Raw genomic sequence first — 13,670 nt, forward strand, 5'->3', positions numbered from 1 at the left:
TTCACTTCCGACTCGCGGAGAGGGCCCTCTGCGCTTTCCTCCGTGCCTCCGTGGTTATTCTTTCTTCTCGATCGCAAACAAGTGCGTGCGGTTGCTGATGTACAGCACATTGTCGGCGACGACGGGCGTGGAGTAGACGCTGTTGCCCATGTTGATCTCGCCGTGGGCGGGCATCATCTCGCCGCCGTCTTCGACCATCGCCTCGTTGGGGTCGGCCGAGTGATTGAAGATGGCGATGTCGCCGTCCTCGTCGCCGATGTAGACCTTGTCGTCAACGATCAGCGGCGAGCCCCAGGCCGCGGCGTACATGTCGTAGCTCCAGTGGACCTTCGGCTCGCCGGTCGCCATCGCGTCGAGGCAGTGGAAGATGCCGCTGAAGTCGGCGACGTACAAGACGTCGTCCTTGATGGCGACCGAGCCGATCGTGCGGTGCATCGTCTCGAGGAACGGGTCGATCTCGCCGTCGCCGTTGTCGTCGAGCTCGCTGTAGTGCCAGATGACCTTCGAGTTGGGGTTGGGCCGGGCGAAGTCGCCCTCTTCGGGGACGACGGCCTGGAGCCGCTTGGGGGCGATGGGCTCGTCGGGGTCCTCGGAGTTGAACGCCAACTCGGGGGAGACGTCGCCCGAACCGGTCGGGTCGATGCACCACAGGTGGCCGACGCCTTCGCCGTGCTCGGGGTCCTCGCCGACGCCGATGTAGACGCGGTTCTTGTAGACAACGGGCGTGGCGATCAGGTGGTTGCGGGTGGCGCTGGAGTTGACGACGTAGAACGACTCCTTAGGGTTGGCGTCGAACTTCCAGAGGAGCTTCGAACCGCCCTCGCCGTCCCCCTTGGGATCGAAGCCGTAGAGCCAGCCGTCGCCGCCCGCGAAGATCGCCTGCGGCTGCATCGTGCCGTCGGGCATCTCGATCTCGGCGTACGCGGGGCTTGACCACTGGCCGTGGAGGATGGCGTCGCCGGGCGAGTCATCCGACCAGAGCAGCTTGCCCGAGTTCTTATCGATGGCGATGAAGCTCGGCGCGTTGGGCGAGGGCAGGTTGAGGTGCGACTCGTCGACGCCATTGCCGGTGACCACTAGCAGGATGTCGCCGACCGCGGTGAGGCTGCACGAGCACATGTTGTGCTGCGAGACGCCCAGCTCGCGCATCATGTCGAAGACCCAGACGACGTCGGCTTCGTTCTCGGCGGTGTGCTGCTCGTCGGTGATGGGGCCGTCGTTCTCACCATCATGGAAGCCTTCGGTATCGAGGCAGCGGACCTCGCCGCGGCTGGTGACGAACCACAACTTCTTGCCCTCGACTAGCGGCGCGGTGCAGATGCCTTGCAGCGGCCAGTCGTGGACGCGGCCCGTCTTGAGCTTCTCGGACGAGTGCTGCCAGAGGAACTTGCCGTCCTCGATGTCGAAGCAAAGGAGGCAGCCGAGATCGACGTTCGACGGGTAGCGCTCGAGCCAGCCGCCGGAGTTGTTGGTGCCGACGAAGGCCTTACCGTCGGCGATGACGCAGTTGCCGTAGGTCTGCGAGCCGAGCCTGGCGACCCACTTCACGTTTTCGGCGGTCTCCGAGTCCCACTCGCCGGTCTTGAAGTCGAACTCACCGACGTTCCACTCGGTGGGGATATCGGTCCCCACCGGGACGTTGTTGCGGACGCTGCTGCCGCCCCACTGGTTCCACTCCTTCGTTGGAGCAGGAACCGAGTCGGCGGCGAATGAAAGCGTACTAGCGCCGACAAGCGAAAACACGCACAGCAAGTTCAACGACTTCATAGCTCTTCTCTTATGAGACTTAACCACAGACGATGTCGTCTTGTAGGAGGCGTCTCCAGACGCCGATTACGCGCACCAAGCCGATTCGGAATGGACACCGTATCGGCGTCTGGAGACGCCTCCTACAAACCTCCCTCTGTGGCTCTGTGGTTAACTAATTGCGGCTTGAGTCGACTGTTAGTTCGGCGTCACCGTTAAATTGTCGACGAAGAACTCGGCTTCTTTGGCGTCGCCGAAGAGGCCGGGGCTGCCCTGCAGCTGCGGGGCCTCGTCCTCGAACTCGAGGGTCCACTCGGCCGGTTCGGCGGAGTCGCGAGGCCAGACCTTGGCCTGGACGATGGCGACCTTCTTCTCGGCGTTGGGCGTGACTTTGAGCTTCATGCTGTACCAGACACCCGACGTCAGCTCCATCGCCTCGGCGGCTTTGGTGCGTTTGTTGTCCACGCCCCAGCTGTAGATCCTCGCTTCCTGGTTGGGGCCGAACAGCGAGAACGTATAGCCGCTGTTGATCAGCCCCACGGACGGGAGCTTCACCGCCGAGGCGGCGGCGGGGGGGCCTTCGGGGACGCGGCCGCCGCCGGTGGACTCGCCGCTGACCCCTTCTTGTAGTTGAACGTCGGCTTGGACCGTGTAGTTCGACAGTTTGGGCGAACCCATCCACATCTGGCTCCGCGTACCGAGCTTCGTCGTCGGCGCGCCGGGGCGGGTGGGGAGCTCGGTGGGCTTGGCGATGTAATGGTTGCCGTCGTCCGACTTGCGGAGCACATATCGCACCCGGCCGCCCACCCAGGTGAGCGGCACGTCCTCGGCGCCGTCCTCGAAGTCGTAGCTCCACGGCAGCGGCGGGATCACCCGCACGCGGCCCTCGGCCGAGATGCCTTCGATCTCGCAGAGGACCAGGGCCGTATCGGATTTTTCGGTGGCGGGCGCTTTGTAGACGCCTTCCTTCGAGATGTTGCCGGGTCCAGAGACACCGAACGACACCTTGTTGGGCGCCGCTTCGCGGAGGAACTGGCCTTTAGCGTTGTAGAGCCGCACCTTGTACTTCTGCTCTTCACCTGGGGCGAGGAGCACGTCCCACGGGACGATTTGCACTTGCGCGACGCGTTTATCGGTCAGCGGCGGGGGCTCGGGCGTCGCGGCCTTATGGTCGCTGTTGGCTTTGACAGACTCTTCGTTGCCGATGCAGTACATGGCCGCGCCGGTGGTCAGGTAGATGCGACCACCCGCGACGATCGGCGAGGCGTCGACCTGTTCGCCGTGAAGCGAGACGCTATCAACTTTCTCGACGCCTTCCTCGGTGGGCTTCCAAACGGACCACTCCCCGCCTTCGCTGCACGCATAGATGCGGCCGTCGGCGTAGAGCAGGCTGCCGCGCATCACACGGCCGAGACGTGCGGGCCGGCGGTTGAGGATCTCGCCGGTGGCGGCGTTGTAGACGTGCATCTTGGCTGTGTCGGAAACGGCATAGAGACGGCCGTCAACGAGCACCGGAGAGCTCTTGCCGACCATCTCTTGGTACTTGATCCAAAGCTCTTTGCCGCTGAGGTCGTTGGGCTCTTCGGCGCCGACCATCGTGCCGTCGAGCGCCACCACAGCGCCCATGGTGTTGCCGACCATGTTCTCTTCGCTGTGGCCGGTGTAGACGCGGCCGTCGGGGCCGACGACCGGCGACAGGTTCATGCCGCGGCGTGAGAGCGGGAACTTCCAGAGGGGCTTGCCGGTGCCGGCCTGCATGGCCCAGACCATGCCGTCGCCCGAGCCGAAGACCATCGCCCGATGCCCAGCGAGCGTCGCCAAAGCAGGGGAGCTATAGGTCGTGTCGTCGGGGATGAGCGTCGTGCCGCTCAGCCAACGCAACTCGCCGGTCGCCTTGTCGAAGCCCATAAAGCGGTGGGCCGGTTTGGCCATCAGGCCCCACTTGGGCGTGTCGCCCCAACCAATCACCACCGCGTTGAGGATGACGGTGTCCTCGTGGATGATCGGGAAGTTGGTCCGCCCGCCGTAGGTCGAGAGCAGGCCCAGTTCTTCGTGGAGGCTGTGCTCCCAGACGAGCTTGCCCGAGTCGCCATCGAGGCAACAGAAGTAGCCGCACACGCCTTGGGCGTAGACGCGGCCGGTCTCGGGGTCGCCCACGACGCTCGACCAAGCGACGCGCGTGTCGGGCACGTCGGATAGATAGACGTTGAACCGGTGCTCCCAGATCGTCTTACCGCTGCTGGCGTCAACGCAGACGACTTTCTCGCCTTCGTTCTCCGTCCCTGGCTGATCGCGGGTGAGCACGTAGAGCTTGCCGTTCATCACGATCGGCGTCGATCGTGAGCCGAGGTCGTCGCGCTTCCAGAGGAGGTTGCTCCCTTCTCCCCCCTCGGGGTTCCACTTTTCGACCAGGCCGGTCTCCGTCGAGACGCCGTCATAGGTCGGGCCTCGCCAGTTTGGCCAGTCGGCAGCGGTAGCGGTTAAGGCGAACCCGGTGATTGCCAGCGCAATTGCGAGAATCGAGCGGACACTTCGCCAACGGGTCGTGGCTAAGCGAGGTACTGAGCAAGTGGGCATGTCAATCTTTGCGGGATCGGCAAGGCGTGCGGGCATGCCATCCTGGCGGGAGGATCCGGGCGCCCCGGTCGCGGCGCCTCAACCCGTGTCTAGTGAATGAGTTAGCATAGGCGGCGAAGCCGCCCGGTCTACGAAGAATACCAGGGACCAAGTACCCGGGCCATGCGCCGGGCTTGGCTGACCTTACCGATACGGTGAGATGCATCGCCCTCACAACCGGTATACACGGAACCCCTTCCGCCAACGGAAAATACCCCGCAACAGTTGATGTAAACCATTTGCTGGGAAACGCTTGCGGCATCTCAAGGGGGCTTTCCAAGGCCGCCGATAGGTACGGCTGCAACGCCTTGGTCTCCCGCGATCAAGGCCTCGCATGCGTCGCATCGCTGGCCCAACTGATTCGAGTCAAGGAGTGGCTCGACTGGCGGCGACGCACCCCCCCCGCTGGATCCCACCTCACACGGTCGAGTCGGCCCCGACGGACTCCCGGCACTTATATGTGCCGTTCCCTCGGCTGACGCAGCCGGCCCGCATTGTCGGGCAGCACGCGAAGAGTCTGCCGCTGAGGAGCGGCGTCGCGCGTTGCCGGAAGTCGGCCGGGTGACCGACTAGCCCTCGCTGGGTTGGATCCCGCAGAAGAGTTAGGAGAGTCCTCAATGAAGTTTCAGTTGCTAGGAGCCCTGCTTCTGAGCATGTCGTTTGTTGGCCAAAGCTACGGTGGCCTGCTGGACAAGCTCGGATGCGGATGCGGTTCCGCGTGTTGCTCGGACGCCTGCGATCCGAGCTGCTGCTGTGACAGTGGTTGCTGTGACGAGCCGTCGTGCTGTGCCGATCCGAGCTGCTGTGCTTCGGATTGCTGCGGCGATGCGACGTGCTGTGATTCGTGCTGCAAGAAGCCTTGCTTGCTCGACAAGCTCTTCGGCGGCCTGAAGTGCCACCGTGGTTGCTGCGACAGCTGTGAGCCGTCGTGCTGTGCCGATCCGAGCTGCTGTGCTTCGGATTGCTGTGGCAACGGTTGCTGCGAGCCGTCGTGCTGTGCCGCTGACCCCAGCTGCTGTGCTGCGGACTGCTGCTCGCCTTGCTGCAAGAAGCCTTGCTTGCTCGACAAGCTCTTCGGCGGCCTGAAGTGCCACCGTGGTTGCTGCGACAGCTGTGAGCCGTCGTGCTGTGCCGATCCGAGCTGCTGTGCTTCGGATTGCTGTGGCAACGGTTGCTGCGAGCCGTCGTGCTGTGCCGCTGACCCCAGCTGCTGTGCTGCGGACTGCTGCTCGCCTTGCTGCAAGAAGCCTTGCTTGCTCGACAAGCTCTTCGGCGGCCTGAAGTGCCACCGTGGTTGCTGCGACAGCTGTGAGCCGTCGTGCTGTGCCGATCCGAGCTGCTGTGCTGACCCCAGCTGCTGTGCCGAGCCCGCTTGCGGCGCCCCGGCCTGTGGATGTGGCGGTGCTCCGGCTTACTCGGCTCCGGCCTCGGCCCCGGCTCCGGCCCCGGCCGCTGCTGACGACGCCGCTCCGATGCCGCCGGCTCCGATGGCGGACCCCAACGCCGCGATCGGCCGTCAGCGTGACGTCGTCCGCGTCAGCTTCGCTCGCTGAGCACCTCGCTCGACGAAGTTAAAGCTGAGGCAACTTGGCTGCGAATGACACCGGCCCGCACGGGGCGACTCGTGCGGGCCGGTTCTTTTTTTGGTGGGTCGTCCCCAAAGTACGGAACCTCCCCCATTGGGGTGGCGCCTTCGAGAAGGGCCCTAACGGACCATCTACGGCGTCGAAGAGGGGGGCCTTGGTAAACCTTTAGCGACCCCTCGAAAGGCCTCTACGACCCCTCTACGAGCCTCTGAACGCACGTCCAGGTTCTCGGCGCCAAACACACAATCGGTACCCGACTGAGCCGGGGGGGCGCAGCCCTGGGAGTGAGATGGGCGCCCGGATTCCTCCGCGGGCTGTCGCCCACGGCTCCGATCAACCGCGGCGGCGTCGTCGCTACGGAGCGCCAACACCGGCGTGTGTCACGCCTTCTTCGCTGGTAGCATCGTGCGGAAGTGCTCCTCGGGGAGGATCATCTTCTGCACACGGACGCCGAAGCGCTCGCCGACCTTGACCGCTTCGCCGGTTGCGACGGGACGGCCGCCGATCGATACCTCAAGCGGCGCGTCGCACGCCTTGTCGAAGGTAATGATCGAGCCCGGCCCCAGGTCGATGACTTCCGCTAGCTTGATCTTCTTTCCCGCCAGATGGACCGACACCGGCACCATAACCCGCAACGCCGACAGCACGTTCGGCGGCAGGTCCCGTAAATCACGCGGCGCTGGCTTCTTCCAACGCAGCACTTTCGACTGCGACTTGTCCTCTTCGGGCGTGGCGGCGATACCAAGCGGCTGACTTGCCGAGGCTGCCGGCGCCGCCGGGGCGTCTGCAGCGGCCGGACCCTCAGGAGCAGCCGTCTCCAACGCTGGCTCGGCCGCTGCCGCGGCAAACGCAGCGTCGGCGTTGGCGACCGGCCACACGAGCGTCAGCGCGGCGAGCGACTCGCCCTGGGCGATCTCGATTGGTGCGGCCGTCGCGTCGGCGGCGGGCTCGGCGTGCCTTACGGCGGCCGCCAGGTCATCGACCCAGCGCCCCTCGAACGCGTCCGCCATCAGCGAGTCGGGCAGGAACAGCATGCTCAGCTCTTGGCCGAGCGTGCTGAGCTTGCTCTCCCCCGTGGGATCGGGCGCCTTGGTCCACTCGGGGACCATCCGATGCGGGGCGCCCCCTGTGCCAGCCGGCAGCACCGCTAGCATCTGCTCGTCACCGAACTTGAAAGCGAAGACCAAGCCGCCGCCGCTGAGCCCCGCCGTCGACGGATCAAACGGCGCCGGCTCCCCCGCCTTGACGACGAACTCGCCGTCGAAAGCGCGGCTCAGAGCGCCGGAGGCTTCTTCGGCGTTGGTCGTCGTTGCGGTGACGACTTGGGCGGCGAGTTCGGGCGTCAGGAAGGCCACGGCGCAACGCTAGCTAAGGGAGGCGGATAGTCTCCTTGTCGTTATCGGCGACGTAACCGGCAAACTTTGCCAAGCTAGGCGTCGTCGCAGAAATCTCGGCTTCAGCGAGCGTTGCGCGCATCTGAAGTTGGTGGGCCGCCGGATTTTGGGTAGATTTTGGCGACTGGGCGGACCCGGCGGGCCGGGCCGCCAGACCCCTACCATCATCTTGCCACGCAGGGAGGCGTTCGATGGCTACGCAGCCGGTGCGGCTCGTTCATGCGAGCGACTTGCGCTTGGACCGTCCGCTCTACGGATTGACGGACGCCCCGCCAGAACTACGCGCGCTGCTGCGCGACGCCCCGCTCGAAGCGGCCGAGCGCGTCTTCGAGACGACGCTCGCCGAAGAAGCGGACGCGCTGGTGCTCGCCGGCGACGTGCTCGACGCCCGCCGCGCGTCGCCGCGTGTCGTGTCGTTCTTGCTCAATCAGTTCGCCCGGCTCGAGAAGCGCGGGACGCGCGTTTTCTGGTCCGGCGGCGAACTCGACCCGCCCGACGCCTGGCCCCGCACCGAGCGCCTGCCGGACAACGTCACGGTCTTCCCGATAGGGCGCGTCGAGTCGCACGAACTCAAGCGTGGCAATTCAGTCATCGCCGTCGTCCAAGGCGTCAGCAAGCCGGCCGACCGTGAGGTCGACGCCAGCGGCTTCCGCCGCGACGCGCACGGGCGCTTCACGGTGGGCGTCGCCTATGGCACGAGCGACGCGCCGGGCAAAGAGGGCGACCGAGTCGACTACATGGCGCTCGGCGGGCGTTCGCGTCGCGCGACGGTGGATCACGAGCCCGGCGTCGCGCACTACGCGGGCTCGCCGCAGGGACGCTGCCCCGCGGACCAAGGCCCCTCGGGCTGCACCGTGGTGCAAGTCGACGAGTCGGGCAAAGCCAAGACGCGCTTCGTCGCTGCCGACGTGGTGCGTTGGAACGACGAGACGGTCGAGTTCACCGCCGGCGTCACCGGCGATCAGTTGAAGGCTCGCCTAAGAGAACGCCTCGACAAGCTCCGCGGCCGCGCGCAGGGCGTCCACCAACTCGTCGCCTGGCGGCTCGAGGGCGTTGGCCCGATCGTCGCGCAGCTCCGCGCCGATGGCTTGTGCGGCGAGTTGCTCGCCGACTTGCAGAAGCACGCAGGGCGCGAGAAGCCGCTCTGCTGGACGTACGCGGTGACGTGCCGTTCTCGCTACGAGCCGCCGCACGAACAACTCGACCAAGAGACGATCCTCGGTGACCTGCTGCGTCAGGTGGACGTGATGCGCAGCAACGAGGCCTTCGTGCTCGACCTCAGCGAGATGCTCCCCAAGCCGCTCCCCGACCCGTCGCTGGCGTCGATGGGCCAAACACAAACCGCGACCCAACGGGTCGATCTGTTCAACGACGCCGCCAAGCTCGGCGTGGCGTTGATGACAGAAGAGGCCTGAGGCTTGAGTGGTGAGACCCGAGGAAAGGTCTCGCAGCGCAACCCTCCAGCCTCACGCCTCAAGCCTCACCCCTGTCATGAAACTCACCGAACTCCACGTCGACGGCTTTGGCGTTTGGAACGAACTGCGGCTGCGTGAGTTGTCCCCTTCGATCACGGTCCTGTACGGGCCGAACGAGGCGGGCAAGACCACGCTGATGCACTTCCTGCGGGCCATGCTGTATGGCGTCACCAAGGAACGCCGCGAGCGTTACCTGCCGCCGCGCAACGGCGGGCGTCCCGGCGGTTCGCTGGGGCTAATCACCGACGACGGTCCGTTCGATGTCGTGCGCTACGTCGAGCGCGGCGACGACGACCGCGGCCGCGTGACCATCAACCTCCCCGACGGCGAAGCCCAGGGCGACCGCCTGCTACGCGACGCGCTGGAGTCGGTCGACGAGCGGACGTACTGCAACGTCTTCGCGATCGGCCTCGACGAGATCAACGAGCTCGGCGCGCTCGAGGGCGCCGAGGCGGCGCGGTGGATCTATCGGCTCACGTCGGGCCTCGACCGCGTCTCGCTGTACGACGTGATCCAGGGCTTGCGCACCAGCCGCAAGCAACTGATCGCGCCGGCGGGTGAATCGTCGGTGATCGGCGACCTGCTCGGGAAACGCGACAAGCTGCAGGTCGAGATCGAGCAGCTGGCGATCGACTCGCGGCGGTGGAGCAAGCTGGCGGTTGAGATCGACGAGGTCGAGTCGCAATCCAAGCAACTCCAAGCCGAACTAAAAGAGACCGAGAAGAAGGCCCGCCGCATCGAGATCGCGCTGGGCCTCAAGCCGCTGTGGACCGAGCGCGAGCGCGTCATCGAGCAGCGCCGCCAGTACGACGGACTGCCGGACCTCGGCGATAAGCCGCTGGTGAAGCTCGACGAGCTCAACGAGAAGGCCCAGGACCACGCCCGCCAGCGGCACACGCTCCGCGGCCAGCGACGCGAGCTGCACAAAGAGATGAAGGAGCTGGGCGTCAACGAGGCGCTGATGCGCAGTTGCTGCCGGCTCGACGCGCTAGCGGAACAGACCGACTGGCTCGACGCGCTCGAACGCCAGGGCGCAGAGTTGGGCGAAGAGGTCGAACGCCTCGACGCCCGCGTCGAATCGGAGACGGCGCGCCTCGCCAAGCTCTGGCGGCACAAGCCATCGCCCGAAGCTGCGCCGGAGCTTGATGACGACACGCTCGAGACTTTGAAGCCGATCATTGAGTCAGTCCGCGACGCCGAGAAGCTGGTCGCCGACGCCAAGAAGGAGCTCGACGCGCTCCGTGGCCACGAACGCAACTACGACGCGCAGCTCGAGGGCGCGCTCACGTCGAGTGAGAAGCTCGGCCTGCCGAGCAACATCGAAGACGCCGGCGAACTGGTGGCGACCCTACGCCGCCGCCTCAAGGCCGAGCAGAAGGTCGAACAATCGCGGCGCACCGTCGCCGACCTCGAAGACCAAGAGGCCCGGCTCATCGAGCGCCAGGTGCTGCCGATCGAGTTGTTTCTGCTACTGACCGCGGCGTTCGCAGCGGCGGTCGTGGTGGTCTTCTGGGGTTGGGTCGCGCCGGCCGACACGAGCTGGATCGCCAAGGCGGGATTGCCCGCGCTGCTCGCGGCGGGCGGCTGTTGGTTCGTGCGTTACCTGCTCGAAGACGCCCAGGCGACGCAGCTCGACACGTGTCGCCAACAGCTCGACGCGGCGAAGCGCGAAGTCCAGGCCACGCTCACCGAGCAGGACGTGCTCGACGAGGACCTGCCGCTCAAGGAGGGCTCGGTCGTCGTCCGCTTGCAGCACGCCGAGAAGCACCTCGAAGAGCTCGAGCGGATGCTGCCGGTCGAGGCCGAGCGCCGCAAGGCGAATCAGCGGACCGCCAGCGCTGAGGAGTTCTATCGCTCGGCGAAGGAAGACCTCGCCAAGGCCGAGAAGGAGTGGCGCGTCGCGCTCAAGACGGTGGGCCTCCCCGACGAGACGACCGCCAGCGAGATCGAGAAACTCGCCGGCCAGTACCGCGCGTTGTTCGAGCTCCGCAGTAAGGCCGAGGTCAAGCAAGAAGAGATCGAGCGTTGCGAGCGTGAGCACGAGAAGCTCGGCAAGCGGATCGTCGCACTGGCCGAAGAAGCGAACCTCGTCCTCGAAGACGCCGAGCTGCCGGACCAGCTCGACCACCTGCTGAGCGAACGCCGTTTGCAACAGACCCGCATCGACCACCGCAAGAAGCTCCGCGAGCGCTCGAAGGAGCTGCGTGAGAAAGAACGGAAGCACGCCGCGCTGGCCGAGCGCGTCGAGTCGGACCTGCACGCGCTGTTCACGATGGCCCGCGTCGAGGACGAGCAGGCTTTCCGCCAACTGGTCGCCGACATCGAGACGGCCGCCAAGCTCGACGAGACCCGCGGCAGGCTGACGCGCGAGATCGCCGCGGCGATCGGCGCCTACGGGACCGAGGCCGACTTCGTCGAACTGATGAACCGCGAAGGCGTCCTGCGGCTCGACGGCGCCTGGGCCGAGCTGACCGCCGAACACGACGCGCTCGAGAAGCAGCTCCGTGAATTGGCCGTTCGCAAGGCGACGCTCACCAAGGAGCGGCAGGCGATGGTCGAGGACACGTCGCTCGCCGACAAGCAGGTCGAGCTCGACCTCGTCGAGGCCCAGATCGACGCCGCCAAGCAGCGCTGGCGCGAGCGGGCGGCGATCGGCGCGATGCTCGACCTGATCCGCACCGACTACGAGCAGCACCGCCAGCCCGAGACCTTGCAAGAGGCGTCACGCTACCTGGAGCAGCTCACCCGCGGCCGTTACCCGCGCGTCTGGACGCCGCTGGCGGACGACGTGCTGATGGTCGATACGGCCGACGGCGAGTCGCTGCCGGTCGAGAGCCTCAGCCGCGGCACGCGCGAGCAGCTGTTCCTCGGCGTGCGGATGGCGCTGGTGGCGACCTTCGCCCGCCGCGGCGTGTCGCTGCCGATGATCCTCGACGACGTGCTCGTGAACTTCGACGACACCCGAGCCCGCATCGCGGCGAGTGTGCTCAGCGACTTTGCGAAGGACGGCCACCAAGTGCTGCTGTTCACCTGCCACGAACACGTGCGGCGGATGTTCAACGACCTCGGCGCCGACGTGCGCCGTCTGCCGAGCCGTTACGAAGAAGAAGTCGAGGAAGAGATCGAGGCGGTCGTTGTCGCCGAGCCGGTCGTCGAAGAAGTTTTCGACGAGTCCGAGGTTGAAGAGGCCATAGAGATCGAAGAACCCGCCGTCCAGGAAGACGTCGAGCAACCGTCGTTCGTCGACGCCGAGTACCTGCCGCTGGCGCCGGTCGTCGAGACGCGGCGCTTCGTGGAGCAAGTCGTCGAGCCGGTCGACGAAGAGGTCGAAGAGGACGAGGAACCGCAGCCGGCGTACGCGGCGCCCGCTATCGCGATCCTTCCCGAACGGGCCTACACCTATGCCGAGAACGGCGGCGTCGAGTACGGCGCGCCCGCCGCAGCGGTGGCGTACGGCGAACGGCGTGAGTACGCCGATGCCCACAACGAAGCGCCGTACCGCGCGGTCTACGAAGCCGACGAACGCCCGAGCGACAACGGCTATTTCACCTACGGCCCACCGTCGTCCAGTGGGTACGACATCGACCCCGAAACGCCAATGAGCTCGTCGTGGCTCGACGAAGCGCGGGAAGCGTGGGCCGAGACTTGAGACTGGGCGTCGCAGTTATTGCGACGGCGAGCCGGCGACGTTAGTCGTCGGTGTGAAGCGCATTCGATCTTGAGCTCTGGCCGGGTTCCACCCACGATTAACATCGTGGGCTCGCCCTGAAGTCGTGGGCTCGCCTTCGCTCTCAGCCCTCGCTGACGACTTCACCCGCTTCGTCGTACGAACGGCGGTCGCTCATCGCCTCGTCCGACATGCTCTTCTCGCTGTCGTCGCCTTCGGAGTCGGCGCGCTCGGCGGCCTTCACCGCGGCGAGGCGGACCGCTTCGCTGTGGTAGGCGATCGCCGCTTGGATCTCGGCGGCGGTGAAGTACGCGTTGCGGACCGTGCTGCGCTCGGTGCCGTCGAGCTTGGCGGCAAGTTCTTGCCAGCTCATGTCGTCGGTGGAGTGCCAGACGGCCGCTTGGGCGGCGTCACGGTTCAGCTGGCCGCGACCCAGTGCGGTGAGCAGTTCGATGACCTCGGGCTTCGAGGACAGTTCGTCTTCTGCCGGGACGATCTTGTAGGGCTTCTTCGATGAGGGGATGCGCTTGCCATGCTCGAGGCAGACCAGCGGGACGTTGATCTTAGCGGCCTTCTCGGGCGCGACGCTGAAGGCGCCGCCGCCCATGCCGCCGCCACCCATGCCACCGCCGCCCAAGCCGCCACCGCCGCCGCCAACCGCTTGGGTTCCACCACCACCGCCGCCCAGCCCGCCGCCGCCAGCGCCGCCACCGAACTGAGCGAGAACCGGCACGCCAACGAAGGCGTTCGGCATGCGGAAGTTGACCGGCTGGTCGGTCTTGTTCGCGACAATCACACGGCCTTGCTCGTCGTTCTTTGCGACGAACGTCACCTCAACGAGGTCTTTCTCCATCGCGTCGAACAGGCCGATCGGCTCGCTCGATGCATCGGCGGGTGCTTCGCCGGCCTCGGGCTCATCGGCCTGGGTTTCGGCGGGCGTTTCGACCGCGGCATCGTCAGCGACCGTTACCGCGGGCTCCGCAGCGTTGGTCCAAGCCGACACGGCCAGCACGCTGGCGGCCATCAGGAGGTACAAGCAGGCGCGAAGGCTCATCGATCGGTTCCGTTAGCAGGGATTCGCAATTAGGGAGTGGTGGCCCCCGGGGCGCACCTTCTCCGGCTTCTCTAGGTTAACCACCGAGGTGGCTGGTTCCAAGCAACGCGGGAAAAAGGCGAGGAGCACCAA

Annotated in this window: 8 protein-coding genes; 3 read left to right on the forward strand and 5 right to left on the reverse strand. The window is 66.1% G+C overall.

The window, feature by feature from the left end:
* Positions 1-54: 54 nt before the first annotated feature.
* The 3 genes from Spa11_RS04750 to Spa11_RS04760 all read right to left on the reverse strand — a co-directional run bounded on the left by Spa11_RS04750 (position 55) and on the right by Spa11_RS04760 (position 5,626).
* The gene (locus Spa11_RS04750; RefSeq protein ID WP_145108667.1) at positions 55-1,767 is read right to left on the reverse strand and encodes a PQQ-binding-like beta-propeller repeat protein; all 1,713 of its coding nucleotides are present in this window, start codon (positions 1,765-1,767) and stop codon (positions 55-57) included.
* Positions 1,768-1,944: 177 nt separating this feature from the next.
* On the reverse strand, positions 1,945-4,323 hold the full coding sequence (locus tag Spa11_RS04755; RefSeq protein WP_197529744.1) for an outer membrane protein assembly factor BamB family protein: 2,379 nt from the start codon (positions 4,321-4,323) through the stop codon (positions 1,945-1,947).
* Positions 4,324-5,035: 712 nt separating this feature from the next.
* Positions 5,036-5,626 carry a hypothetical protein gene (locus Spa11_RS04760; RefSeq protein ID WP_145108673.1) on the reverse strand — a complete coding sequence of 197 codons (591 nt, stop codon included), beginning with the start codon at positions 5,624-5,626 and terminating at the stop codon, positions 5,036-5,038.
* Between Spa11_RS04760 and Spa11_RS04765 the strand changes: the two genes are divergently transcribed.
* Positions 5,616-5,915: a hypothetical protein gene (locus Spa11_RS04765; protein WP_145108676.1), complete on the forward strand. Its 300-nt coding sequence runs from the start codon at positions 5,616-5,618 to the stop codon at positions 5,913-5,915. The two genes, Spa11_RS04760 and Spa11_RS04765, sit on opposite strands and share 11 nt — an antisense overlap.
* 413 nt (positions 5,916-6,328) lie before the next feature.
* On the opposite strand, the gene Spa11_RS04770 is transcribed toward Spa11_RS04765, so the two are convergent.
* Complete coding sequence (locus Spa11_RS04770) at positions 6,329-7,303, reverse strand: FliM/FliN family flagellar motor C-terminal domain-containing protein (protein WP_145108679.1); 975 nt, start codon at positions 7,301-7,303, stop codon at positions 6,329-6,331.
* 230 nt (positions 7,304-7,533) lie between these two features.
* Here Spa11_RS04770 and Spa11_RS04775 point away from each other — a divergent pair, with 230 nt between their 5' ends.
* The gene (locus Spa11_RS04775; protein WP_145108682.1) at positions 7,534-8,757 is read left to right on the forward strand and encodes a metallophosphoesterase family protein; all 1,224 of its coding nucleotides are present in this window, start codon (positions 7,534-7,536) and stop codon (positions 8,755-8,757) included.
* A gap of 76 nt (positions 8,758-8,833) precedes the next feature.
* Entirely contained in the window at positions 8,834-12,466 is a 3,633-nt protein-coding gene (locus Spa11_RS04780; RefSeq protein WP_145108685.1) for an AAA family ATPase, read from the forward strand.
* A gap of 142 nt (positions 12,467-12,608) precedes the next feature.
* On the opposite strand, the gene Spa11_RS22750 is transcribed toward Spa11_RS04780, so the two are convergent.
* A complete protein-coding gene (locus tag Spa11_RS22750; protein ID WP_197529745.1) occupies positions 12,609-13,538 on the reverse strand; it encodes a hypothetical protein in 930 nt (309 codons plus the stop codon).
* Between the last annotated feature and the right edge of the window lie 132 nt (positions 13,539-13,670).

The organism is Botrimarina mediterranea, assembly GCF_007753265.1.
Taxonomy (GTDB): Bacteria; Planctomycetota; Planctomycetia; order Pirellulales; family Lacipirellulaceae; genus Botrimarina; species Botrimarina mediterranea.